The organism is Loktanella sp. R86503, from assembly GCF_042466455.1.
Taxonomy (GTDB): domain Bacteria; phylum Pseudomonadota; class Alphaproteobacteria; order Rhodobacterales; family Rhodobacteraceae; genus Loktanella.
Map to the genome: position 1 here is coordinate 50,468 of NZ_JAXHCI010000004.1, position 25,375 is coordinate 75,842.

At 54.5% G+C, this 25,375-nt stretch carries 23 protein-coding genes and 4 pseudogenes; 16 read left to right on the forward strand and 11 right to left on the reverse strand.

What is annotated here, in order from left to right; translation table 11 throughout:
• Positions 1-55: 55 nt before the first annotated feature.
• Positions 56-393: pseudogene (locus SJY10_RS16330) on the reverse strand (transposase); the annotation flags it as partial.
• 184 nt (positions 394-577) lie between these two features.
• Here SJY10_RS16330 and SJY10_RS16335 point away from each other — a divergent pair.
• The 3 genes from SJY10_RS16335 to SJY10_RS16345 are packed head-to-tail and all read left to right on the forward strand — an operon-like array spanning position 578 to position 2,831.
• On the forward strand, positions 578-1,555 hold the full coding sequence (locus SJY10_RS16335) for a YHYH protein (protein WP_386684894.1): 978 nt from the start codon (positions 578-580) through the stop codon (positions 1,553-1,555).
• Positions 1,543-2,151 (forward strand): YbhB/YbcL family Raf kinase inhibitor-like protein, encoded by a 609-nt coding sequence (locus SJY10_RS16340; protein ID WP_386684896.1) that lies wholly within the window; start codon positions 1,543-1,545, stop codon positions 2,149-2,151. Before SJY10_RS16335 ends, SJY10_RS16340 begins: the two co-directional genes overlap by 13 nt.
• 32 nt (positions 2,152-2,183) lie before the next feature.
• Complete coding sequence (locus tag SJY10_RS16345) at positions 2,184-2,831, forward strand: PEBP family protein (RefSeq protein WP_386684898.1); 648 nt, start codon at positions 2,184-2,186, stop codon at positions 2,829-2,831.
• Between the two features lie 211 nt (positions 2,832-3,042).
• Here the strand turns inward: SJY10_RS16345 and SJY10_RS16350 are convergent, their stop codons facing one another.
• Entirely contained in the window at positions 3,043-3,753 is a 711-nt protein-coding gene (locus SJY10_RS16350; RefSeq protein ID WP_386684900.1) for an IS6 family transposase, read from the reverse strand.
• Positions 3,754-3,940: 187 nt separating this feature from the next.
• Complete coding sequence (locus tag SJY10_RS16355) at positions 3,941-4,870, reverse strand: LysR family transcriptional regulator (RefSeq protein WP_386684902.1); 930 nt, start codon at positions 4,868-4,870, stop codon at positions 3,941-3,943.
• Between the two features lie 118 nt (positions 4,871-4,988).
• Here SJY10_RS16355 and speB point away from each other — a divergent pair, with 118 nt between their 5' ends.
• Positions 4,989-6,047, forward strand: a complete 1,059-nt coding sequence (speB, locus tag SJY10_RS16360; protein WP_386684904.1) for an agmatinase — start codon at positions 4,989-4,991, stop codon at positions 6,045-6,047.
• A 5-nt stretch (positions 6,048-6,052) separates the two neighbouring features.
• Positions 6,053-6,397 carry a RidA family protein gene (locus SJY10_RS16365; RefSeq protein ID WP_386684906.1) on the forward strand — a complete coding sequence of 115 codons (345 nt, stop codon included), beginning with the start codon at positions 6,053-6,055 and terminating at the stop codon, positions 6,395-6,397.
• A 70-nt stretch (positions 6,398-6,467) separates the two neighbouring features.
• Here the strand turns inward: SJY10_RS16365 and SJY10_RS16370 are convergent, their stop codons facing one another.
• Genes SJY10_RS16370 through SJY10_RS16385 form a run of 4 tightly spaced genes read right to left on the reverse strand, consistent with a single transcriptional unit; the run spans position 6,468 to position 10,346 of the window.
• On the reverse strand, positions 6,468-7,526 hold the full coding sequence (locus tag SJY10_RS16370; protein ID WP_386684908.1) for an ABC transporter ATP-binding protein: 1,059 nt from the start codon (positions 7,524-7,526) through the stop codon (positions 6,468-6,470).
• A gap of 13 nt (positions 7,527-7,539) precedes the next feature.
• Positions 7,540-8,382, reverse strand: coding sequence for an ABC transporter permease (locus SJY10_RS16375; RefSeq protein ID WP_386684910.1), 843 nt, complete (start codon positions 8,380-8,382; stop codon positions 7,540-7,542).
• A gap of 1 nt (position 8,383) precedes the next feature.
• Positions 8,384-9,235, reverse strand: coding sequence for an ABC transporter permease (locus tag SJY10_RS16380; protein WP_386684912.1), 852 nt, complete (start codon positions 9,233-9,235; stop codon positions 8,384-8,386).
• Positions 9,236-9,263: 28 nt separating this feature from the next.
• Positions 9,264-10,346 carry a PotD/PotF family extracellular solute-binding protein gene (locus SJY10_RS16385; protein WP_386684914.1) on the reverse strand — a complete coding sequence of 361 codons (1,083 nt, stop codon included), beginning with the start codon at positions 10,344-10,346 and terminating at the stop codon, positions 9,264-9,266.
• A 622-nt stretch (positions 10,347-10,968) separates the two neighbouring features.
• Between SJY10_RS16385 and SJY10_RS16390 the strand changes: the two genes are divergently transcribed.
• The 5 genes from SJY10_RS16390 (at position 10,969) to SJY10_RS16410 (ending at position 14,293) form a co-directional block, all read left to right on the forward strand.
• Positions 10,969-12,615, forward strand: coding sequence for a mechanosensitive ion channel family protein (locus SJY10_RS16390; protein ID WP_386684916.1), 1,647 nt, complete (start codon positions 10,969-10,971; stop codon positions 12,613-12,615).
• Positions 12,578-13,201, forward strand: a complete 624-nt coding sequence (locus SJY10_RS16395; RefSeq protein ID WP_386684940.1) for an NAD(P)H-binding protein — start codon at positions 12,578-12,580, stop codon at positions 13,199-13,201. The genes SJY10_RS16390 and SJY10_RS16395 overlap by 38 nt, the downstream gene beginning before the upstream one ends.
• Positions 13,170-13,598, forward strand: coding sequence for a VOC family protein (locus SJY10_RS16400; protein WP_386684941.1), 429 nt, complete (start codon positions 13,170-13,172; stop codon positions 13,596-13,598). The genes SJY10_RS16395 and SJY10_RS16400 overlap by 32 nt, the downstream gene beginning before the upstream one ends.
• 180 nt (positions 13,599-13,778) lie before the next feature.
• Entirely contained in the window at positions 13,779-14,030 is a 252-nt protein-coding gene (locus tag SJY10_RS16405) for a type II toxin-antitoxin system Phd/YefM family antitoxin (RefSeq protein ID WP_386684918.1), read from the forward strand.
• Positions 14,027-14,293: a Txe/YoeB family addiction module toxin gene (locus SJY10_RS16410; RefSeq protein ID WP_386684920.1), complete on the forward strand. Its 267-nt coding sequence runs from the start codon at positions 14,027-14,029 to the stop codon at positions 14,291-14,293. The genes SJY10_RS16405 and SJY10_RS16410 overlap by 4 nt, the downstream gene beginning before the upstream one ends.
• A gap of 178 nt (positions 14,294-14,471) precedes the next feature.
• Here the strand turns inward: SJY10_RS16410 and SJY10_RS16415 are convergent.
• Together SJY10_RS16415 and istA are read right to left on the reverse strand one after the other, a co-directional pair.
• Positions 14,472-15,181 (reverse strand): annotated as a pseudogene (locus tag SJY10_RS16415) (IS6 family transposase).
• A gap of 48 nt (positions 15,182-15,229) precedes the next feature.
• Positions 15,230-15,913: pseudogene (gene istA / locus SJY10_RS16420) on the reverse strand (IS21 family transposase); the annotation flags it as partial.
• A 536-nt stretch (positions 15,914-16,449) separates the two neighbouring features.
• Between istA and repA the strand changes: the two are divergent.
• The 4 genes and pseudogenes from repA (at position 16,450) to SJY10_RS16440 (ending at position 20,911) form a co-directional block, all read left to right on the forward strand.
• Positions 16,450-17,637: a plasmid partitioning protein RepA gene (gene repA / locus SJY10_RS16425; RefSeq protein WP_386684922.1), complete on the forward strand. Its 1,188-nt coding sequence runs from the start codon at positions 16,450-16,452 to the stop codon at positions 17,635-17,637.
• Positions 17,637-18,707, forward strand: coding sequence for a ParB/RepB/Spo0J family partition protein (locus SJY10_RS16430; protein ID WP_386684924.1), 1,071 nt, complete (start codon positions 17,637-17,639; stop codon positions 18,705-18,707). Before repA ends, SJY10_RS16430 begins: the two co-directional genes overlap by 1 nt.
• 155 nt (positions 18,708-18,862) lie before the next feature.
• The gene (locus tag SJY10_RS16435) at positions 18,863-19,912 is read left to right on the forward strand and encodes a helix-turn-helix domain-containing protein (RefSeq protein ID WP_386684926.1); all 1,050 of its coding nucleotides are present in this window, start codon (positions 18,863-18,865) and stop codon (positions 19,910-19,912) included.
• Positions 19,913-20,221: 309 nt separating this feature from the next.
• Positions 20,222-20,911, forward strand: a pseudogene (locus SJY10_RS16440) (IS6 family transposase).
• Between the two features lie 265 nt (positions 20,912-21,176).
• On the opposite strand, the gene SJY10_RS16445 reads toward SJY10_RS16440, so the two are convergent.
• Positions 21,177-22,322: a tyrosine-type recombinase/integrase gene (locus SJY10_RS16445; RefSeq protein ID WP_386684928.1), complete on the reverse strand. Its 1,146-nt coding sequence runs from the start codon at positions 22,320-22,322 to the stop codon at positions 21,177-21,179.
• A gap of 113 nt (positions 22,323-22,435) precedes the next feature.
• Between SJY10_RS16445 and SJY10_RS16450 the strand changes: the two genes are divergently transcribed.
• Together SJY10_RS16450 and SJY10_RS16455 are read left to right on the forward strand one after the other, a co-directional pair.
• Positions 22,436-23,338, forward strand: coding sequence for a DUF1403 family protein (locus tag SJY10_RS16450; protein ID WP_386684930.1), 903 nt, complete (start codon positions 22,436-22,438; stop codon positions 23,336-23,338).
• A gap of 71 nt (positions 23,339-23,409) precedes the next feature.
• Positions 23,410-23,931, forward strand: coding sequence for an SMC-Scp complex subunit ScpB (locus SJY10_RS16455; protein WP_386684942.1), 522 nt, complete (start codon positions 23,410-23,412; stop codon positions 23,929-23,931).
• Between the two features lie 106 nt (positions 23,932-24,037).
• On the opposite strand, the gene SJY10_RS16460 is transcribed toward SJY10_RS16455, so the two are convergent.
• Positions 24,038-25,015, reverse strand: coding sequence for an IS5 family transposase (locus tag SJY10_RS16460; protein ID WP_386684932.1), 978 nt, complete (start codon positions 25,013-25,015; stop codon positions 24,038-24,040).
• Positions 25,016-25,375 lie beyond the last annotated feature (360 nt).

The window sequence follows — 25,375 nt, forward strand, 5'->3', positions numbered from 1 at the left end:
TCGTTGCGTACAGCACCTCTTGCTATCCACATCAAACAACTTGGCAATGCCCCTCCATGACATGACACAAGCGCTCTGTCGGAAACTGGCCTCGGTGTTCTTCCACAAACCTGAACCTCACGGCTTTTGGCTCGCGAAGAAAACCGTGGCTTTTTTTAAGATGTCCCGCTCCTCCTTGAGAATGCGGTTCTCACGCCGAAGCCGGTCATTCTCTCGGGCGAGGCTCAAATCCTCCTTCGAAACCACATCTGTGTCTCGATGCGCAGTGATCCACTTGTTCAGCGTCGACATGCCGACACCCAGATCGCCAGCCACCTGCTTGCGCGGCAGCCCACTGGTCAACGCGATCCGCACAGCGTCCTTGCGGAATTCGTCCGTCCGTTTCAGTCCCATAGTCAGTCTCCTTTGGTGCAGTAAATGCTATCAAAGGGGCGGCATCAAACCGTGACAGGTCCACATGCCTTAAAATGTCGGCCGCACTTTTCCTCGTCAAATTTCAAGACAAAGATACGACGGAAACATCCAAGCGCAACGTATAACCCCACATAGCGTCATTCATTCTATAAAAGGCACCCACATGCGTCATTTACTCCTTCCGCCCGGCTTCGCCGTGCTTGCCTGTCTTTACGCCACGACAGGGCAAGCGCATGAAGACTCCTTTCACTGCGAGGCGGTAACGGAGTCGGTGGCCGAGGCGGGCTTTGACGATGTGGTCACGGTGACCTGCACCGACAATCAAGCTTTGATCGCAGGCGATACCTATCCCGACCACGAGATGATGACCGGTATCATCGGCACGAACGAACAAGTTCCAGTGCCTGCGGTGAATTATGCCTCACCCATCACATTGGAACCCGTGAGCGGGACAGAACCGCATACTCGCGATGCCGCCCTTGGTGTCGCGGTGAACGGCGTGCCAATCTATGACTACACGGCCGGCGGAGAGATGTCGCAAGCGGATCTAGGGACATATCAGGCTAATCTGGACACTGTCGCGACGGGCCAGCTTGATGCTTGTGGTGGTCATGCAGGACGCGGCGACGACTATCACTATCACGCCGCACCCACCTGCATGATTGACCAGATGGCGAACAAGGGCCCGGATGCGATCATCGGCTGGGCCTTTGATGGCTTTCCGATCTATGCAGACACCAATCCTGACGGCTCCGCCATCGCCACAGGTGTTCTGGATGTGTGTAACGGGCAAGCCGACGATGTTTTTGGCTATCGCTACCACACGTCCGAAGGTGCGCCTTACATCATCCAATGTCTGATGGGTGAAGTGCCTGACATCGACGCCCTGCCACGCGTGCGTCCATTGGGTGCAGCAGAGGGTGGACAGGGGCCAGAGGCAGGTCAGCCACCACGCGGCGGAGTTGATGATCTGGTATTCGTGCAGGATGACGACGGCACGCGGACGATGACCTATCGTTATCAGGGCGGCGACTATTACATCAAATACGCCCCGTCCGGGACCGAGAATTGCTATAACTTCGAAACACGCACCGTGACGAACGGTGGGGCGCTATTCGAACAGGAGCTATGCCGCGAATGACCCGGTTTCCTGCATTGATCATAGCCCTGCTATGCTGCACGACCGCATTGCCCGCCGCTGCGCAGCAAACGCCGCCACCAAAGCCCGGCGAAGCCGCCCATGCAGAGGCCGCCAACTTCACCGTCACCAGTTCCGCATTTATTGATGGTGCCCCCTTGCCTGATGATCTGCGCTGCACGCGCAGCGGTGGGGATGGCGTTTCGCCGCCGCTGTCATGGGACAATGCACCTGTTGATACGCAAGCCTATGCCATTGTCATGCAACATTATCCGGTTGGCACCTATCCGGGTGTAAACGAGCCGAGCCACTATTGGCTGGTCTGGAATATTCCCGCAGGTGCAGACGGCGTGGCGAGAGGCAATCCGGAGTCCTTGGGGGTAGAGGGCAGCGACAAAGATGTTCGCGCGACGGGCTATACGCCGCCCTGTTCACCATCCGGTGCCGGTACCCATGAGTATACGATCTGGGTCTATGCTCTTGATGCGCCGCTTACTGATCTGCCGGATCAAGACGACATTAGTATTGTTTGGGCTGATGTCATGGCCGCGCTGAAGGGCCACGTGCTTACCGGCGACTCCATCACTTTCCTGAACTAAATCACGACACCTTTGACACGATTGGACACATTATGCGCTTTATATTCGCGACAGTAGCAGCCCTAACAGCCTGCGCCGCTCAGGCCGAAACCCGGGACATCACCGCCGACGTTTGGGTTGATAACTGGTTCACTATGTCCGCCAACGGCGAGGTGGTCCTTGAAGACTCCGTGCCGATCACGACAGAGCGGTCTTTCAACAAAGAAACGGCGACCTTCTCGGTCGATTTGCCAGCAGTGATCGCTATTGAGGCAAAAGACTTTAAGGAAAACGACACTGGTCTGGAATATATCGGCACGGATCACCAGCAAATGGGCGACGGCGGTATGATTGCCCAGTTCAAGGACGCGGTGTCGGGCGAAACGCTCGCCGTGACTGATGCGGATATGAAGTGCCTTGTCGTGCACTTCGCTCCGGTAGAGCCGTCTTGCGCCGATGCAGCAAACCCCGTCGCAGGGGAAGGAGCTTGCGGATTTGTTGCCACTGACATTCCCGCAGACTGGACTGCACCCGATTTCGATGACAGCGATTGGCCCGCCGCAATCGTCCATTCCGCCGCCGACGTCAGCCCGAAGGACGGATATGACGAAGTCACATGGAACGACAGCGCAGAACTGGTTTGGGGCGAAAGCCTGAAGCAAGACAATACCTTGCTATGCCGTTTGACGATCACCGAATAGTCGGTCGATTCCTGAAGGATGTGGCGGATGACGCGCCATGCCCTTCAGAATTACATTTCGGTAGCATGACATCGAAATTGGAAGAACGAGCTCGGAGCCGCCATTCGCCGCGTCATGTTTCACACCAGATAGCTGCTACGATGACCGGATCAACTCTGCGGGCATTGCCAAGTTGTTTGATGTGGATAGCAAGAGGTGCTGTACGCAACGATCAGGCTGTCATCTCGAGTGCGTAGTCGGCCCACAGTTGGAAAGCATCTGATCTGGAATGGCGGTATGAAATGGTGGAAATTCGGTAGCGGCGGGGTCTGAAGATTGTGTTGATCTGGTCGTGGGTAGCAAGAAATCTCTGCCCCTGCCGCGGAGATTTAAACCGTCCCATGATTTTCTCCCGCTTTCGGGTCGGTCGATGTGGCCCCTCGATTCGATTATTCAGCCCTTTGTGTGCCCGGTGATCCGCGTTCGGCGCAAGATCGCGGATCGGCTTGAAATAGCTGCGCAGCTTATCGGTGACGACAACGCGAGGAGCGCCAAACTGAGCGATCAAACGCTTCAGGAAACGCTTCGCCGCCTTCGCGTTCCGGCGCGGCTGGATGAGAATGTCCAGAACGTCGCCATCTGCGTCAACGGCGCGCCAGAGCCAGTATTTTATGCCATTGATCGGGATCACCACCTCGTCGAGATGCCACTTGTCCGCGGCACTTGGCCGATCGCGACGAATAAAGTCGGCGAAATGCGCGCCGAAACGATTGACCCAAAGCCGGATTGTTTCCCGGCTTACAATCACGCCACGCTCGGCAAGCAGATCCTCGACATCTGCCGTGCTCAGCGCGAACCGGTGATAAGTCCAGACCGCGTAGGCGATGATCTCACGAGGGTGGCGAAAGCCCTTCAGGCGCGGCATTGACGCTGGTAATTTCATGTTCCACCCCGTAGCCAAATCGGTCCGGCCAAACAACTTGGCAATTCCGCCTGATCACTTCAAGTTTGCAATGCCCTATCTGCTTCAAGTGCCTCGATTTGATCAAAATCGGCCATGAGTGCCTTAAACTGAACCAAGATGCTTTTGAAATTACCGCCAGCCGTCACATTCAAGGCACTAAAGCAGATTATATTGCAGGACGTTCTTGGCTGAGTAATTGAAGGAAATCCTGTAGGATAAGAGAGTGTTTTCTATCAGCCCGCCAGAGAGCACATATTGGAGTGGAGTATCCGAAAACGTCAGGCAGAAGTTCAAAAAATTCACCGCGCATCAGGTCCTGACAGTGCCTAGGGAAGTAGCCCAAGTATACTCCGCTGCGCACAAGGGCGAGCACTGCCTCTGTCTGATAGACGGTGCTGCCCACTGGAAACTTCTGTTTGCGCTGCCGCAGGGGTTCACTTTCAAAATATGCTCTGTGGACCAGCTTGTGTTTGCAGATCATGTCTGCGGTCAACGTGACGTTTTGCTCGATCGCTTTCACCAACGGATGTCGGCCACCGCAAAAAAGCCCGACATCTTCGTCGTAGAGCGTGATGTAGTCCAAGCTGGGATGACGCTGATAATCGGGAATAATTCCGATGTGCAGCTTGCCGTCGATAATGCCCCGTTCAACTTCGTTGGGTGAACCCGTCATCAGATTAATTGACACGTCCGGGGCAATTTCCTGAAACTTCTGCATCGCGGAAATGAGCGGGTTCTTAATATCCGACATTGTGAAGTCGATCATACCAATTTCAATATTTCCAACCATCTTATTGCTGATACTGGCAATCCCGGACGCAAAATCATCCGTTGAGATAAGAAACTTATCTATATAATCAATCGCTTGCCGCCCTTGTTGGGTCAGGTAGAAGCCGCTTCTTCCACGGTGGCACAAGCGCAGACCTAGTCTCGTCTCCAGATCGGAAATTTGCCGGGAAATCGTTGATCGTCCTACACCCAATTCGGTCTGGGCTGCGGACAAGCCACCGCATTCGATGACGGCCTTAAAGACACGCATCAACCGCAGATCGACATCGTTTATCCTGCCAGAAAAGGCGTTTTTGCGGCGTGCCAACTACGATGCTCCTTTGGTCGCGTAAGTTGTATCAATATGAAACAGAAGTTCCGAATGTTCAAATTTAATATCACACAAATAGCGAGGTAATATCAGGTGAAAAACAAAAAGGTGTAGTATGACTTGGTCCGAAAACAGACTTGCTGAGTTGCGGGAAACATTTGCCGATGCAACGGGCGGCGAGTTGCAAAACCCAAATTTTCAAAGGATCGCGGACAAGATATTTTCCGAAGGCGGCCGTAGACCAGCGCCATATTCTGGGATGCCGACGCTGCTGGATGCGCCGCACCGAAATTGGGCTGAGGGGGTAAGCATATCGGACCTTGATGTCGCACTTTACGGCGTGCCGATGGACCTTGGCGTAACCAATCGCAACGGATCACGGTTCGGCCCGCGTGCCCTGCGTTCTATTGAAAGGGTTGGCCCTTATAATGACGCGCTCGATTGCGCACCGATACATGAAATGGTGGTTGCCGACATTGGTGACGTCCCTTTCCAAAGCAGGTTTGACCTTGCGCAAAGTCACGCTGACATCGAAAAATTTGTAACGGGCATCGTGGCGCAGGGCGTCATTCCGATGGCTGTTGGCGGCGATCATTCCATCAGTCATCCAATTCTAAAGGCTGTCGGTGCCAATGGTCCGGTCGGCATGATCCACATTGATGCCCATTGCGATACGGGCGGTTCTTATGAGGGCGAAAAATTCCATCATGGTGGCCCGTTTCGCAATGCGGTGCTTGACGGTGTTTTAGACCCCGAACGGACGATCCAGATCGGCATTCGCGGCGCTGCAAAATACATTTGGGAGTTTTCGGAGATGTCCGGGATGACCGTGATTGAAGGCGGCAATATCACAGAAGCCGCAATTCCCGATATTATCAGACAGGCGCGCGCCGTGATCGGCGACGGGCCTACATATTTCTCGTTCGATATCGACAGCCTAGATCCCGCGTTTGCCCCGGGCACTGGCACGCCAGAGGTCGGCGGGCTGACGACCCGCGAAGCGATGAAAATCATTCGCGGTATGAAAGGTGCCAACCTTGTCGGCGGTGATGTGGTCGAGGTGGCCCCCGCTTATGATCCAACCACAAACACCGCTCAAAATGGTGCACAAATGCTGTTCGAGATTCTGAGCTTGATGCAGTTTTCCCCCTTCAGAACAAATCAAAAAGGTTAACAAAAATGTCAATTACACGCAGTGAACTAAGCAGCCGCATGAGCCAAGCGGTCGTACATGGCGACACTATCTATCTTGCCGGACAGGTCGGGACGGGGGCAGATGTAACCGCCCAAACGATTGATATGCTGTCAGAGGTTGACCGGTTGCTGGCATCTGTTGGCAGCAGCAAATCGCACATTTTGTCCGCTACGATCTGGATTGCGGATCTGGCGCATGTTAGTGACATGAACGCCGTTTGGGACGACTGGATTGACCCAGCCAATCCGCCTGCGCGTGCTTGCGTCGAATCCCGTCTTGTTGCACCAGAATATATGGTCGAAGTTATGATTATTGCTGCAAAAGCATAGCGCCCCGCCGCTGATTTGTCAACACCATCGGCGGCCAACAGGTGTTTGGCCGCCGATTAGATGTTCGTCGTTACGCCGCGCTGAATAGCGACATTTGTGCCGGGTCGACCGCGATAGCGACCTGCGATCCAATCTCAAGCCCCTGACATTCGGCATTGGCGCAACGGACACGCAGCCGCTCTCCATTCACGTCAACGATCAGTTCGGTCGATGGACCAAGGTCACGCATAAACGCGATGGTCCCGATTGGCGCGTGCTGCGTCGAAGACGCTGGCCGCAGCTTAATATGCTCGGCCCGCACAGCGGCTAGTAGCTTTGTGCCTTGGGGGTGATGGGCCTTAACTTTCGTCGTGGTGCCAAGCAGTTGTATTTCGCCGCCTTTATAGATCCCCGCGTCGATCAAGTTGGCCGCCCCCAGAAAGTCGGCAACAAAGCTGTCAGCTGGCTGCTGATAGACGACCGAAGGTGCTGCAGCCTGCCTTACAGCGCCATCCTTCAACACAACCAATTCATCCGCCAACATCATCGCCTCATGCTGGTCATGTGTAACCAAAATTGTGGTCACACCAAATTTCTGCTGCAATTGGCGCAGCTCGATCTGCATGTTGTCGCGAAGCTTGGCATCCAGCGCTGACAACGGCTCGTCGAGCAAAAACAGTTTGGGTTGGATAGCTAAAGCGCGGGCAATTGCGACCCGCTGACGTTGTCCACCGGACAACGCCGACACAGGCCGATCAGAAATTGACGGCAATTGGATCACGTTCAGCAACTCTTCTACCCGGTCACGTTGCTCTTTGCGGCTGACACCGCGCAACTTGAGCCCGTAAGCGATGTTGCGTGCGACGCTCATGTGCGGGAACAGTGCGAGCGACTGGAACACCATGCCAAACCCGCGCTTGTGTGGTGGCGTTTGCGCGATGTCGCTGCCGTCCAGCATGAGCCGACCGGTTGAAGCCGTCTCGAACCCGGCGATGATCCGCAAGAGCGTGGTCTTGCCGCAGCCGGACGGCCCGAGCAAGCATACAAACGACCCGCGTTCGATTTTTAAATCGATATCGGACAGTGCCTTTACGTCACCAAAGTTCTTAGAAATACCGTCAATGTGAAGGTGAGTATTTTGCGTGGTCAAGGTGTTGGCCCTTTCAAAAGAGGCTCGCGCGACCAGCGATCAGCTTGTCTACAAGCACGATCAGCAATACGTCGGCGAAAATAATAAACACGGAAAGCGCTAGTGTAGACGGATCAAGCGACGACACGGTTCGGCTGTACATCCAGATCGGCAAAGTGCTGACGTCGATCGTGTACATGAAGAAGGTGATCGTAAATTCGTTAAAGCTGATGATCAGCGCAAAGATCAGACCGGCCAGGATGCCGGCCTTCATCAACGGAATGACGACATCCCAGATTGCACGCAACGGCGAGGCACCCAAGGACACGGCGGCTTCTTCAAGCTCGACGCTGATACCGCTCATGGCACCAAGGCAGTTGCGCAGCACGAAAGGCAGGACCAGTGCGACATGCGGAATGATGATCCGCCAGATGCCGATATCCACCCGCAGGCTTTCGGCAATCAGCAAGAAGGCGATGCCAAGGATGACCAGCGGAAACACCAGCGGTAGCGTGAAAAGCAGTTCCATGCCGGCGCGAATGCGGCGGTCACCGCGGGCGAGGGCATAGGCTAAAGGAATGCACACGAGCGTTGAAATCGCCATGACAATGACTGCGACCAGCAGGCTGGTTAGCGTGGAATCCACGACCGACTGCGCGCTTGACGCGTCCTCGTTGGTGAAAAGTGCAATGACTTCGCCGTACCAGCGCAACGATAGCGCCTCTGGCGGGAAACCGGTATTGTCGGCCGCTGAAAACGACATGATCGTTACAACGATCACTGGCAAGGAGGATATCAGAATTCCGACGATTGCCAGCGCAATGACGGCAAAGCGGTAAGTGCCGCCGCCCTCTGTTGGTAGAAGTCCTACGCGCATGTCAGTGCCTCACATTTTCTGACGTGATCCGCACCAGCCACGACGAGAAGACCAAGACTATCAGTGTTAGAAAGATCAGGATCATGCCTGCAGCGGCTGCACCCGACCAATCGAATAGCGGAGAGATCATATCACGGATCGCGACACCCATCATCTGTACGCGGCGACCACCCAGCAGAAGCGGGATCGCAAATGCGCTAGCATTGAATGCAAAGACAATCGACGCCGCCCCAAACAGGCCAGGGCGTAGCAGTGGTACAGTCACGTCAAAGAATGTGCGCCATTGGGATGCGCCTAGCGAACTAGCGGCCTCCAAATGCTCTTGGGACAGTCCGCGCACAGAGCTGACAATTGGGAAAACGGCCAAAGGCAGCGATGTCTGGATCAGGCCAAGTAGGACGCCGGTTTCATTGAACAGCAAAAATATCGGGCGGTCGATAATCCCAAGGCTTCGCAGGGTGGAGTTTAAAACCCCGCTTGGCCCCAACAGCAAAATCCAGCCGTAAGCCTGCACCAGTAGATTAAGGATCAGCGGCAACAGAATCGTGACCGTCAGTGCGCGCCTTGCCAGAGGGCTGCGAAGCGATGTCAGCAAAAATGCCAGAGGGACCGCAAGTAGCATGGCAAAGACTGTCGCGATGAACGCAAGTTTCAACGTCAACCAGACTGACCGCCCGAAGAAGGGCGTCATCAGATCCAGATAGGGCTGGATTGACCAGCCGTCGATTGCGCCTTTTTCACCCGATAGGGAAAAGCGGAATATGAAAAAGCAGGCCCCCAAAAACGGTAATATCGCGATGAATGCTGGTAGGGAAAATACGAGCGCTCTGGTTCGGGATAGCCGTATGCTCATTTTTGAGGGTCCTGCGACTGTTTACTGGTTAAGACAAGGTTTGGGTGTAGCGAGTGATCCAGTCTTCGCGCACATCTGCAATGAATGCTTTATCCTGGACGACGGCTTTTTCGCCCATCTGTTCTGGTTTGATAATGAACGGGCTGGCCTTTGCTGCTTCTGACATAATGGCGTTTTGGTTGATGGGGCCGTTTAGCACAGCTTCGGCCATGATGCCCTGCACTTCCGCATCAAGCGTATAGTCGATAAATGCGTGTACCACATCATCGTCACCCGGTTTAGATTTGGGTGTGATCGTATACATTAGATCTGCGTAAAAACCTTCGTCCATATCATAGGTAGCACCCATGTTGGAATTTGCAGGGTCCATTAATTCCTTGGCATAAAACGCAGGCGCATAGACGCCGCCGATATCGAGGGCGTCAGATCGGAACAACTCGGACAGCTGTGCAGGGTTTTCGCCAAACGTCAGAATGCTGTCACGCAATTCTGCCAGTTTCGCGAAAGCTTCATCAGCATTGGTGCCATCGCCGCCGATCATCTTGCCAGTCGCAAAGATGGTATCTAGCGCATCGGTCCAAGTCGCAGGCGGCAAGAACAGGCGATTTTTATGCGCCGCATCCCACATCTGAGCATAGGACGTCGGCGGCTCAGCGAATGTTTTGGTATTGTAGATCAGGCCGCCAGTCCAAAGAAGGTAGCCGATACCGTGACCGTCGGCCCCAGTCCGAAACCGCGGATCAACCTGTTCCAGATTGGGCAACATGTCGAGGTCCGGCTTGGCAAGCAACCCGTCCCCGGCCAGCTCTACACCGCCCACACCGGCAAGAGTGATAACGTCATATTGCGGGCGATCGCCTGCTGCGCGCAACTTGGCAACCATTTCTGACGTCGAACCCGTGCGATCTGCGATGACGCGTGCCCCGGTCTTTTCCTCAAAGGGCTTCGCGATGTGATCAAGAACGGCCAAGCCAGTATTGTCAGACCACGTCAATAGGCGCACTTCTTTGCCCGCAAGGGGCTGAGCGCGCACGATTGACGGCATGGCCAAAGTTGCAGCCAGTCCAGCGCTTGTCGCAAGAAGATGTCGACGTGAGAATTTGGTTTGCATGTTGCTTCCTTCCGGGATGGGTGACCGCCACAGATTGTTGGCGGAGCACAAGATTTTTTCCATCATGGTTGATTAAAGTTGGATATCAATCTCGATAAAACCAAAGGATGTTTCATAAAAATACAACTAACGCTGATTTGTTCGCAGTTTTGCTACGTGTTCATTTTTTGTGCAAGATGCACGCTTTCCAACCATCCGTGCGCGAGCTGGTGCTTCAGGATACGTCGGAATTCACTGTGAATGGCAATCAAGTCGAGGGCAAAAAATCGACTAGGCTCAGGACTTCGGTAACGGGGACCTTTCAGTCAAGGGCTTTTTGACATGCGCGTCCGGCCGCCTGTTTGCGGTTTGATACGGGTTCTTTCTGAGCCGTACTTTTATCACTGCCGCCTTCGTCGGAGATCACCCGGGTTCATGCTTCGGTCCGTGGTCAGCGCAGGGCTGCCAACATGATGCTGGTTCAATGTAATTCCGATGTGCCCATCTGGGTATGCCAAGACGGGACCTTACTAGCCTTATCGCATTATCGCAGCTGTCCATTCCATCGCTATTGCTGCAAATGCGGGATGAATTTCTCAAAATATATATGGGAACTATTAGACCCGGGGCCTGTTGGGTGCGCATGTTCCGCATCGCAAGCCTTTTTCTGATATTCGCTCTTACTGTCTCTATCGGCGTCCCGGGCAGCTCTTTCGCTCAGGACGCCGTGTTTGAAGAAGATGCGATGAATGTCGGTCTAAGCGACGTATCTGATTCAGTTGATCGCAGCTCTCCGCGCGGTACGATGGAAGCCTTGATTGATCTGGCTGAGGTTCGGGATTTTGATCAGGCAGCCCACCTGCTGGATCTGTCAAATATCCCCAAGGAAAGACAACGCGAAGACGGCCCCGCGCTTGCTGCCGCGCTTTTCGAAGTGATAGACCGGAATGTGGTCATCAATTGGGCTGATCTTATCGATCGGCCGGACGGCATGGATGCAAATGCAACCACCAACAGCGCGGTCGCCGGACAAACGCGGCGTTCTATCCTACTTTGGGTTTTGACCATTGATGACCGTCCCTACCCTATGCGGCTTGACCGTATAAAAGCAGGTGACGCCGAACCGGTCTGGGTCTTTTCGGCAAGAACCGTCAGCAATATCGCAAAACTGCATGACCATCTTGGTCCGTCAGAAATGGAGCAGTCTCTGCCGTCATGGGCCCGCCAAGATGCGTTCTGGAACCTGATGTGGTGGGAGGTGATCGGACTGCCCGTTATGCTGCTACTTTCGGCGCTTGGCGGTGTTTTGACCTACAAAGGGCTTTCGCGTGTTGCCTATCAGGCGGATCGCGACTTCATGACACGGATTGTGCGTTCAACCCGCATGCCGGCTGTCATCTTCGTCACAACGTCAATCATTGCGACCTTTCGCTCAATCTTTGTTTTTTCCGGCGTAATCTCTGCGGTTATTACGCCACTGCTGGCGCTTGGCTATGTGCTTTCAATTCTTATCCTTGTCGTGAATGTCGTCGACCGGATTATCGATCACCTTGTGCAGTTTGATGACGATGATTTGAAAAGTGTGAACCAGGACGAACGGCGGGCAATGGCGACTAAAATTGCCTTGGCCCGGCGTATTCTGATCGTCATCATTTTCGTAGTGGGTGCCGGAATTGTCCTGACGGAAGCGAATATGTTTCGCACATTCGGGTTCTCGCTTTTGGCATCTGCGGGCGCGATGACAATCATATTGGGCTTTGCAGCCCGAGAGATCCTGTCGAACATCATGTCCTCAATGCAGATAGCCATCAATCAGTCTGCCCGGATTGGTGACAAAGTGCTATACAAAGATCATATTTGCCATGTCGAGCGCATAAACTTTACCTACGTTCAACTGCGCGATTGGACTGGTGTGCGTCTGATTGTCCCCGTTACCGAATTCGTCGCCGAGGCGTTCGAAAACTGGACCCTTAAAGAAGCAAAAATGAAGCGTTTGATTGCCATAAGGGTCAAACATCGTACCGACGTGTCGAAGCTGCGCGACATTTTTTTCGATGTCATAAAGGAAATGGACGCAAATGAGCTTGGCACTGAAGACGAACATATGGTTGTCGTGACAGACCATGATGTATTCGGCCAAGAGGTGACCTTTGGTCTGTCTTGCGCGGATCCAAATACGTCATTCATGGTCGAATGCGATCTTCGGGAGCGCCTTATCAATCGGCTTCAGGACTTAGAAGCTGCGGGCGAAGATATTTTTCCTAACACGGCGGCAGCAGAAAGCGCATAGATGGACCTGTCGCGATCCAGCAAAAATGCCGCGCAATTTGTTGGGCCGCGTCGATATAGTTGAAGGCTCCCATGGCGATACGTCCGTCATCGCGCAAGCCATCGCGCAGGTCGAAAGCGTTTTCTGGCTGCCACCTGGGGCACCGGCAAGCGCGAGCGCACAGGAAGCCTACGTCGACTTCAGCCGCCCGTTCTGTGAGGCACTGGCTGGCTCGCAGGTGCGCCAAGTGGTCGGCATCTCGGACCTTGGCCGGGGTTGGCCGAAACCCGCGGGCCATGTCACCGCAAGCCTGCACATGGACGACATGATTGCCCAAACGGGAGTCGCCTATCGCGCGCTAGCCTGTGCGTCCCTGATGGACAACCTCTTGCGCCAGGCGGGCGTAATACGTGAGAGCCACACCTTTTATCAGCCCACCGCCGGCGACCTGAAGCTTCCGCACGTGGCAAAGGCAGATGTTGCCGATGTCGCCGCGCGTCTCCTGACAAATACCGACTGGTCGGGCGTCGATGCAATTCCGCTGCTCGGGCCGGAGAACCTGTCGTTTGCTAAAATTGATAGCTTACGTCACCGTTGGCGCGGATAACCTGGCGAAGGCAGAGCGCTTCTACTCGGCGTTCCTCCCAGCTCTGGGCTATGGGCTCGAAGAGTATCACGGAGACCTGAGCTACATCTTGCCTACAGTGCCAGGTCAGCCCCCCGTTCAGCCAGATTTCTACGTTAAATCCCCCTTCAATGGGCAATCTGCCTCGGCTGGGAACGGTGTCATGGTCGCGTTTCAGGCGCGATCACAAAGCCAGGTTCGTGACCTTCATGGCGCTGCGCTGGCCGCAGGCGGCTCTGACGATGGGCAGCCTGGTTTTCGTCCGTTATACGGCCCCCACTTTTATGTCGGCTATCTTCATGACCCGCACGGCAACAAGATCGCGCTGTTCTCCAATGACCCGAATGAACCTGGGCGCGATGAATTACACGGAAGCTGACATTCGCCCCACGCGCAGCATAAGCAAACTTTGGGCTCGGAATCGTCATTCGCCGCGCCTTGCGCGAAGGTCCGCTCTATCTTCATGAGCTTCGCATCAATGTGACCCTTTGTTTGGCGCACCCTCTTTACTTGTACGCAATATTGTACATATAAGATTGCGACAAAAAGGAGAGTCGCGATGGATGTTATGACCTACTCAGACGCACGAGCTCAACTGAAGGGCGTCATGGATCGAGCGATCCACGACAAGCAGGAAGTTGTCGTGACGCGCAGGAAGGGCGAGTCCGTTGTGGTCGTGTCCTTAGACACTTGGAACGCCGTCAACGAGACGTTGCACCTCTTGTCCACACCGAAAAACGCATCCCGCTTGCGCGCGTCGATCGCGCAACTCGATGCTGGAACTGGCGAAGAGCGTGAGCTGACCGAGTGAAGCTGGTTTTTTCCGATCAGGCCTGGGAAGACTATCAATACTGGGTCAGCACCAACGACAAGGTACGTGACCGGATCAACGAGCTGATCAAACAATGCAAGCGGACCCCCTTCAAAGGAACCGGCAAGCCGGAACCTTTGAAGGGCGATTTGACCGGCTGGTGGTCACGACGGATTTCTAAGGAAGATCGAATGGTCTACCGGGTCAGTGGAGCTGGCGATGGCCAAAGCCTAGAGATTGCGCAACTGCGGTTCCATTACTGAATACCCGCAGGGTTGAACGACCTAGATGTGACGGGGACTGTTGCATTAACTTGCTGAATAGAGGTTAGCGCCGCGCGAACGTTGTGGATCAGGCGGCAGCGAAGAGTTGGCAGATGAACAGGATTTCGGCACTGCCAAGTTGTTGGCCGCGTGTCGTAGGGTGTTGCTTGTCTGCAAATTACGCCACCATCTCGATGGTGTATTCTGCCCAGAGGCGGAACGCGTCAGCTCGGGCGTGTCGGTATGAGTTTGCGGTAAGTTGAAATCGGCGGGGACGGAAAATCAGGTTGATCTGATGGTGAGCGGACAGAAATCTCTGAGCCTGCCGATGTGACTTGAACCGGCCGATTATCTTCTCTCGCTTGCGGGTCGGCCTGTGTGATCCTTCGATGGCGTTGTTCAATACCTTATGGGCGCGGTGGTCAGCGTCCGGTGCCAATGTTTTGACCGGCTTGACATAGCTGCGCAGCTTGGCGGTGATCACGACCCTCGGTTCGCCGAACTGAGTGATCAGCCTTTGAAGAAACCGCTTTGCAGCTTTAGCGTTACGTCGCGTTTGCACGAGAATGTCGAGGACGTCCCCTTCCGCGTCGATGGCGCGCCACAGCCAATGTTTCTTCCCTCGAATCGAGATAACGACCTCATCCAGATGCCATTTGTCGTTGGGGCGAGGATGATCGCGCCGGACGCAATTTGCGAATGTCGACCAAAGCGATTGACCCACAACCGGACCGCTTCCCGGCTGACAATCACACCGCGCTCGGCCAGCAGGTCTTCGACGTCGGCCGTGCTCATTGCGAAGCGATGGTAAGCCCAAACAGCGTATGTGATGATTTCCCGAGGGAACCGAAAGTCCTTCAGGCGCAGCATACTGGTTGGAATTTTCATGGTGTTGAAATAGCCCGATCATGCCGGCTGAATAACTTGGCAATGCCGTTCAAAGACATAGTGACTGGCCATAGCTTTGAAGCGTGCATTGATGTCGCGCTGCTTGCCTTTGCCAATGCGGTCTACTGCCGTCTTCACATTGTCATAGATGCCACGTCCAGGGACGCCGCCAAAAACCCTGAACGCATGACAATGAGCGTCGAACAGCATCTCATAAGTTTGCGGCGGGTAAGCGCGCACAAGGAACGCACGGCTGTGTGACGGTTTGATATGCGCGACCTGAAGTTTGACGCGCCCACCGCCGATGTTGGCCCAGTCCTCGCTCCAATCGAATTGGAAGGCTTCACCGGGCGCGAACACCAAAGGCACGTAGGTGCCGCGCCCCGTCGTCTGTTCCGCTCGATGCCGATCTTCACGCCATGCCCGGGCGAAAGCTGCCACGCGTTCATAAGAGCCATCATATCCCAGCTTCACAAGATCAGCAGGCATTTGCTTCACTGTCCGCCGCTCTTTGCGTGACTTCCGCGCCTGGATCAAAAGCCAGGCTGACAGCCGATCCGCGTAGGGATCCAGCTTGCTTGGACGCTCGGGCGTCTTGAACTGCGGTTCCACCGCACCTTCACGCAGATACTTCTTGATCGTGTTCCGAGACAAACCCGTACGCTGGGCGATCTCCCTGATTGGCATTTTGTCACGCAATGCCCAGCGTCGAATGACACTCAAAAATCCCATGTCGATCATTCCAGATCCCCCCAACCAAAACCGTCGGGGAAGTGTGTTCACATGGGTAAATTCTCAGTGACAATTTATGGGGCTACCGGGTCAGTTCTCAGTGACAATCAACAACGTATATTCCGACATCACACTTCATGCTATCGTCATCGGCTGTAGGCGATGCACGAACGCACGGCCCTTGCGCCCACACGCTGGCACCGTCTTCGGCGACAATGCGGTTGGATCAAGATAAAAAGCTGGGAACAGTATAAGAGACTTGGATTCGTCCTTTGGAAGCAAAACAGCCTATGTGAATCGGATACATCTCGCGTTCGACAGATAGCAGCAACACAAGAACTTGACACGCCGAGGCCGCAAAGCAGCATAAGCCATTGTGAATGAAAGGTTTCATATAGTACCGGCCCACCATTTAAAAAAAACCTTGCCTGTCCAACGCTTTCCTGACATTTTCGCGAAAGAACGCCAACCATTAGTTTCCGGCGGTTTTGCGTTCCTTATCAAGATAGACCCTGAAGACGGGCGGCGGGACGGGCATGAACCAGCAGCGGATCAGAATGGATCAAAAGATCCAAACGATGGCGACACGTCTAAGCAAATCGCTTGATGTAAATATGCGCAAGTCGTTTTTACCTGATGAACGAAAGTCTCTCAGACGCTTCTCATCCATGGAAGTTGCCCAGATCCTCGGGGTAAGCCAAGATTTTTTGCGAAAAATGTTTTTCGAGGACAAACTGAATCTCGGTGATATTGAGACAGACGCCCGCGGCCGCAGGTTCTACACCGCAGAACAGATCGATATAGCGCGCCACGAAATTGCCCGATCAAGCACCAAGTTCCAGCATATAGTTCCTCGTCGTCGGGATAAGGAGCAAATCCAGATCATTTCGATCGCCAACTTCAAAGGTGGTGCTGGGAAGACGACAACGGCAATCCATTTAGCCCAAAAGCTGGCCCTCGATGGTTATCGAGTTCTGGCAATTGATCTCGACCCACAAGCCTCAATGACTACTATGTTTGGTTTCCGGCCGGAAATCGATTTCCCTGAGGCTGGAACGGTGTACGATGCCCTCCGGTACGAGGATCCTATTCCATTTAGTGACGTTGTGCGCAAAACGTATTTCTACAACCTCGATCTAGCCGCAGCCGGCTTGCTGCTCTCTGAGTTCGAGACCGAAACTGCACACGCCCTTAAAAACAATATTAGACCGCCGTTCTATCAGCGGCTTGCCCTGTGCATTAATGAAGTCGAGACAGACTACGACATTGTTGTCATCGACTGCCCACCCCAACTCGGGTTCACCACACTATCGGCTTTGGTAGCGTCGACATCACTAGTAGTCACTGTCATTCCAAGCATGCTTGACGTCGCATCGATGGCCCAATTCTTGCAGCTCACATCCAGCCTCATGGCAACAATTGCTGATGTGGGCGCATCGCCTGACTGGGACTTCATGAGATTTCTAATCACTCGTTTCGAGCCCAATGACGGCCCCCAAACCCAGATGGCGGCATTCCTTCGGACTATGTTCACTGATGATGTTCTTACTCAGCCTTTCCTAAAATCTTCCGCAGTTTCAGATTCTGGGCTCACGCAACAAACACTGTTTGAGATAGCCAGAACGGATTTTCATCGCCAGACATACGATCGCGCTATCGAGTCTATCAACGGTGTCGTGGCGGAGATCGAAAATCTTATCACCACGGCATGGGGGCGCAAGTGATGGCTCGCAAAGTTACATTTGACATTCCCGAGGATGATGAAAAGCAGCAGAACTCGTCGATTTCTCCGGCTCGAACCCAGTCACGAGCCCCTGCCCTTTCAGGAATGGCCCGTTCCCTCCAAGATGCGGCACAATCCTCGATTCAGGAAATCAGTACTGACCTTATTGACGATTCTGAGTTTCAGGATCGTCTGGTCTTGGATCACGAAGATAATATTAGCGAACTGGCTGAAAGCATTGACAAGCAGGGGCAGCTTATTCCGGTACTTTTAAGCCCCGAAGGGGGGCGATACAAGATCATCTATGGGCGCAGGCGACTAGCGGCCCTTCGACTTATTGGCAAACCAGCGAAGGCTCTCATCAGAGTCTTGAATGAGGATCAAGCGATCCTAGCGCAGGGCCAAGAGAACAGCTTTCGAAAAGACCTCAGCTGGATCGAGAAAGCTTTGTTTGCACGTTCTCTTATAGATTTCGGCAAAGATGACGGGTTGGTCTGTGACGCACTCAACATTGATCAGAAAGCCAGGAAAGCCGGTGGCAAGCTCACCGGACTTGCTCACATGAAACAGGTCACATCCTGTATTCCGATTGACCTCATCCAAGAGATTGGGGCGGCACCTGGGGTTGGCCGAGATCGTTGGTATGCTGCCGCCAAGTCTTATGAAAGGCTTGGCTTCTCTCGAGATGAAGGGTTTCCGTCCGGAAACCAAGATTTTTATGATGCCCTCATAGAATCCAAAGCTTCAGGGAAGCCCTCCGACAAACGCTTTGCGATCTTCGAAGGGCTCTTGAAGCAGCATAAGCACCCTGCCCTATCGGCGATCCAGACAACACTTGGGACGGTAAAGGTCACCAAGAGAAGTGCTGTCATCACGATTAAGAACGGCGATGATGGACTTCATAAGTGGATCACTGATAATCCAGAGGCCGCTCTTCTCGCGCTGGCGAACGCGAAGGCCGCTGGTCTAAGTCAGATCATTACCCCAGAGAAGATGGAATCCATAGGTAACCCAGTCTCCGGCAGGGATCAGGATCTTGATGGTCCTGACATAGACGATAGCGAAATTTGAACAGAAAGGAGGACAGGCCAGAAAAGGAAAGACCCCCCGAAAGCGATGCTTCCGAAGGGCCTCGATTAGCTTAGACACCTGATTGATACCCCGAAGCCAAATCGTTTTCAACACCGTTTGCGGTGAACGGAGAAGCTTTTTCAGCCGACATCATCATGAAACAGGCATTTTCTCACACTCCCGCCTTGGCGGAACGATCTTCTGTACCCAGTACGAACCCATACAGGGTCATCGAGCCGATCCGAGCCCTTCGCAAGGAACTCGGTTTGACACCAAATGACCTAGTAACGCTGCAGGCCTTGATCAGCTTCATGCCGAAGAAGGCCGGACAAACAGCTCCAATAACTATCGTATTTCCCTCAAACGCAATATTGTCTGAGAGAACGAACGGCCTGAACGAGAGAACGATTCGACGGTGTATCGAACACCTTGTGGTTGCCGGGCTGATCCAGCGCAGGGATAGCGCAACCCGTAAACGGTTCCCTCTTCGCTATGGTGGAGTGATCAAAGATGCGTTTGGCTTCGATCTGCAGCCAATGTATGATCGAGATGGAGAACTTACCGAACGCGCAGAACAGCTTATGGGCGACCGAGAAGAGCTACGGTCACTCAAGGCAGAGGCATTGGCGCTTCGTGTCGAGGCTTTGCGCAAAGCAAAGGATGTTGAGACACTTTCATTCCTCCAGCACGTACGAAACATCCTCCGCCGTACAACTCTTAAAGCCGACGAAATAAAAGATCTTATCATGAAGCTGGCAAAGTTAGCTGGAGCGACCATCAGAGAGTTTCCGACCGGAAACCATGACGTTCAGGAAACAATGCCCGACCAAATGTCCGGCGGCGACGGACAAAATGTCCGGCACGTAGAACCCACAAGATTGAATATAAAAAAGGATAGAGCGGATGTGCAATGCACATCTGACTTTCAGAAACACCGAGATCCGACAATTATGGCTTGGACGGACCTCAAAAATATATCGGACTTCTTCCCGCATGAACCAAGAGATCATCAATCAGTTCTCGAAATATTGGCGAATGTCGGAAAATTGCTAAGAATAGAACGAGGCAGAATCATGAAACACCTTACAGAACGAGGTCCAGGGCAACTCCTTATTGCACTCGACGAACTAATTCTGAGAGCCAGCACAGGACGTGTAAAAAACAACAACGCCTACCTCGACGCTATGATGAGGCAAGGGAACTGATGCTCTTGCCACATACACTCGACCGGATGTTAAGTTTGCTTAGCCATCGAAGATCAAGAGACAAATGCGGCACACTTCAAACCATACGATCATCAAGAAGAATGTTGGCTTGACGGTTACCTCAGATTACCCGCGTCAGGTGCAGGTCTTGGATGTAATCAAATTAACATGGTACAAAAACCCATTAAGAGTTTGCGCAATGCTCAAAGATGCCTCCGCCCATGTGGCCAACCTTACTGCCGTGTTTAAATGTGTTAACGCGGCATTGCCGAATTGTTTGTCCTGACCAATTTTACTACAAGGTGGAGCATGAAAATACCAGCGTCAATGCCCGGCCTCCTCCACCCCTCTGAGATCATTGCCTACGCAGTTTAGGCTTATCATCGGTTCGCGCTCAGCGCGGCAGATGTCGAAAATCTGCTTGCCAAGCGTGGCGTAATTGTGCGCCCGGAGACAATTAGGCTTTGGGTCAATATTTACAAAGTGCATTTCGCCGACTGTATTTGTCGTGATCGGCCAAGTGCCCTGGATAAGTGGCATCTCGACGAGGTCGTGATTCACATAAAGGCATAAAATACTGGCCTTGGCGCACCGTTGACGCAGATGGCGACGCTTTGGAAAAGCTCGTCCAACGGCACCGGAATGCGAGGGCGGCGAAGCGTATGACCGCTTATTTCGGCGGTCCTTCCTTGTCGTCACCAATAAGCTGAGCAGCTATTTCAGGTCGATCCGCGATCTCGCAACGAATGTGGGTCGCCGGGTACACAAAGGGCCGAATAATCGGATCGAGGGGGCACATTGACAAACCCGAATACGGCAGAAAATTATGGGACGGTTTAAATCTATACGGCAGGGGGTAAAGTTTTTCTCAATACCCACGACCCAGCTATCACAATATTCAGACCCGGCCGCCACCAAATTTCTGGTATATTATACTGCCAATCCAGGTCAAATGCTCTTAATTTGTGGCACGATTACGCGCACGAAATGACCGAATGATTGTCTCGCACGGCACCTCATCCTATCCAGTTTAAACAACTCGGCAGTGCCCTTCAGATACTCGCCCAAAACAGCAGCCCCGCGCGATTGCTGCCCGAGGCCGGCTAGTCAACGATTTCGACTCATGCCACAGTTTGCAGGATCTCTGACTGGCGCAGTTGAGGGCTGACCCTCTGTTGATACGTGGGTGCATCCTATCAGGGGAGTGAAGACGGAGCCGATCACCATTTCATATACCTTAGAAAACGACCGAATGATCGCGCGATCATAGCCCAGCTGCTTTTGTCAGGTTCACCCTGAACTTATCCCTGCGTCGCTGATACCGGCGCGTCATCTCGGCAGAGGCATGCCCAAGTTGCTTTTGGATGTAACGTTCGTCAACGTCAGCGCTCGACGCCAACCCGGCCCGCAAGCTATGTCCGGAGAATAGGGCAAGCCGCTCGGCCTCGGGCAGATCACTGCGAATGCCTGCGGCAAGCACAGTTTGTTTGATTAACCGTGCCACGTGTTTATCAGACAGGCGCGCATCAAGGACGCGTCTGTTGTCCTGGCTGGTCCGGCGAAACAGGGCTCCAAAGTCAATCTTGGCAAAATGCAGCCATTGCTCGAGCGCATGCACAGGGCAGGTGAGCTCAGACGACCCGCGGCCAATCTCGACCTCGCGCCAGCCGGTCTTGCCGCGCAGAAACAGCACTGCGCCATCGTCTTGGATCTCGATCCAGCCACCACTGTCCAAGGTATCATCTTTGCCGTGGTCCAAGCTAACAATCTCCGAGCGCCGCAGACCACCCGCATAGCCGATCAGCAGGATCGCCCGATCGCGCAAGTCGCGCAGATCGAACCCCAGCGTTGCGACCATGGCGATGATATCCTCCGCCAGGACGGCTTCTTTCTGCACCGGCGGCCGCGCGTGCTTGCGCCGGATTCCGGCCAGCACAGTCGCGATGTGGCGATCTTTGCGATCAAGGGCAAAGCCGCGCTGCTGATAGTGCCAAGCGATGCCGGACAGACGGCGCTCAATAGTGCTGACGGACAACGCGCGTGTGGAGCGGGCAGGGGCCTTCGCCTCGGGCGCGGCACAGCTCGCAATGTAGAGCCCAATCAGCTCCGGACTTGGGGGCAGCGCATTTGCACCGCGCCTGCGACACCAACTGGTAAAGTGCGCCCAATCTTTCGCATAAGCGGCGTTGGTGTTGTCAGCCGTCGCCTGGCGGGCGTAGTCACGGGCGGTTGCTACGAGGCGGTCGAGGGCCCCGGACCCGGCTAAGGCTTCCGGCATCGCAATCTGGTGCACAGGCTTTGCCTCCTCTGAGGACGCATCGCTCTCGCCCTCGCTGCGCGCGTTGGGGAAGGGGCTGTGAAATGGCTTAGAAGGCGGCTTTTGGCTGTTCTGGGACATGACGCTGATCATAAGCCGCTGTGTCCGATAATGCAAACTTATTGGACATAGCTGTCGCCGATAAGCTGCGGCGGTTAACTGCGAATATAATGGCCATAAGCGCCGCCACTGGTTATGCTCTTTCTATGTTACCGCCCCGCATCTCGCCTGAAAACCCGTCCCTGTTCCCGCGCCGCCTGCCGGCCTGGATCGTCTCTGCGCGGGCAGAGACCGCTGAAGATGCAGCCTTTTTGGCGGGCGCGGCGCTGAGTGCGCTGCAGTTAGTGCTGGCACAGCCTGACGTTCCCCATGCGCTCGTCCGGGAACGCCGCGCGCTTGGGGCCGCGGAGGCCAGTGTGATCCGCGCCGGACGCCTCGAGCGGGCGGCCAATCTGCGCGATGAGGTGCACCTGCTGCGGCCCGGCGATCAGACCGGTCCGGCTGGCGCAGTGTTTGCGCTCTGGCGGCAGGCGGTGGCAAAGCCAATCTCGGTTGGGACCCTGTATGCAGTTTTGCCGGAGATCGCGCCAACTGACATCGCGACCTGGCTCGACGCCGGGCAGGGCGCGCCGGTGGCCCGGGCCTGTGCCGTGTTTGAAGCCGTTACAGTTGCACACCCGCGGGCTGAAGACGCTGCGCTGATCCTGGCTGACGCTGTGCTGGCGCGAGCCATGGGGGCTAATACGATCATGCCGCTGCTCGGGGCGCACTTTACCGCGCGGGATCTGCGCAAGGCTGGTGCCGATCTGAGGCTAGCGGGGTATGCGGCGGTGCGCAAAGCGGCCGCGGAGACACTGACGCTGTCGCAGGATCTGCGGGACCGCGCGGCGAAACTGAGGGCCATCGCACCAAAACTGCGCGCGAAGCGCACTGCGGCTGCCGTCGATCTGTTTCTGACCCGGGATGCGGTGTCGCCCTCGCTTGCCTTAACCGGTCCCGAAGTAGGGATGTCAGACCGCGCCGCGCGGCGCCTCTGCGATCGGCTTGTTAAATTAAGTGTGGTTCGCGAGCTCAGTGGCCGCGACACATTTCGGCTCTATGGGCTATAATAGTGACTGATCTATCTGACTTTGACCGGGAACTTGAGGACTTGCCAACCGCTCTGCGGTGGCGGGAATGGATGCGCCGGATCGAAGCCGTGCTGTTTGCAACAGCGTCACCGGTCTCGCGTGCAAACTTGGTCCGGGTGGTGGGGCAGGGGGTGTCCGTCGATCTGCTGATTGATGACCTTGCCGCTGATCTGGCGGACCGGTCTTTTGAAATCGCCCGTGTCGCGGACGGCTGGATGCTGCGCACCCGGACTGGCTACAGCGATGTTATCCGGGCGGCAGCTGATGTGGGTAGCCAAGGTCTGGATTTGAATGAATTTGACGTCGCGGTGTTGGCGGCTGTCGCCTATTATCAACCGATTACCCGGGACGGTCTCAAAGACATCTTTGGCAAAGAGATTAGCCGCGATCTCATCGGGCGGCTCCATGCGCAGGATCTGATCGCAACCGGTCCGCGGGCCCCGCGGCGCGGCGCCCCATATACCTTCGTGACGACAGAGCAGTTTTTGGTGCATTTTGGCTTGGAGAGCCTGCGCGATTTGCCAGATGCCGAGCAGCTGGCGGACGCGGGAGTTGCTCCCGAGGATATTTAATCTGAACTGCTAGCGATAGAATGCTGGCGCGCATATGACAGTCCACTGGACGATAATGTTGCATGGATGATGAAGTTGTAGGAACGCGCCCAACCCGAGACGGAATTCAGGCGGTACGTTCAAAACTTGGGCGGCTAAGTGTGGTCATCTGATTGAGAACCCGAACGCCAATCCTGGCTTCTGTTTTCTGATTTTCGAAGGTGCGCGCCTTTAGCTTTGGCCCGATGACGGTCTTCCCGCGACCCATCTTGGTTTTGCCGCGGCTCCGCTGATTGTAGCCCGATGACTTCTGCCATGCCATCCTCCCGCGGGCCTTAATCTGCGCAATAGCTCGGTCGCGTGCCGTCGAATTATAAGCCGCGCTGAGGCTCGGGATCGCGTTTCTGGGAGGTGGGATCGTGACCTCGATCGTCGATCCCAACCGAGCCGCAAGCAAATCAGATGTTAGTTCTCCGTCGTATGCCCCATCAGCAAAGAACCGATCAATCGGACTGTCGACTTGATCCAAAAGACCTGGCAGCGCCGTCGGATCACCAATGTGGTCCTTGGTGAGATCAGAGCAGACGATCTCGCCCCTGACAAGATCATGGCCAAGGTGCAGCTTTCGCCAAGAGCGCCGTTTGCGCTTTGCTTTATGCTTTTGCTCAAGCCAGTCACCTTCGCCAAAGATCTTCAGGCCGGTACTGTCCACAATCAGTTGCACTAGTTTGTCACACTTGGACTTCGGCTTTGGGCGCAATGTCAGCCCAATGCCGCGGCGCGACAGGGTAGAAAAATCGGGCACTGCGATGTCAACTCCCAGAAGCCGAGCAATAGAGCGCATCAAGCCTTGAGTTTGACGCAGCGGCCGCTTGAAGACTAGGCTCAGCGTCAGACACAGCTCGATTGCCCGATCAGAGTAGTGCGGCTGTCCGTCACGCGTCGTACGGCGTGGTGCCGACCACAGGGCAAGTGCGTCTTCGCTGATCCAGACCGTTAGATCACCCCGCCGCCGCAAGCCTTCGTTATACTCGGCCCAGTTTGTTACTCGATGCCTTTGCTTCGGAATTTTGTCACGCCGATCGGCGTCGAATTTGCGCGGCATTTACAGCATTCTGAAACGAACAGAACGCACCCAATATCAGCCGACCGCGGGCCCCTGCAATAACGCCCTACCGAAGAAGGCCTGTCTATTTTCGACGAGTCAAATATGTCAATTATATGGCGTGAGCTTCGATGTGGGATTATGGTACTGTTTATTGCAATTAAAAGCAGTTTAGCTTTGTAGAATGCCCCTAATTGCTTGTCTCAGCAGAAATGTCCTTTGTGTTAAGGTGCCAATCTTGAATTGCACGCATGAAAGAGGGAGCTTGAGAAATAATCTCCTCTATTCAAAATTTTTATGTGAGTCGTAGGTTATTGGTTTGACAGATAAAATATAGATCTCGCGCTAAACGTGTTTTGA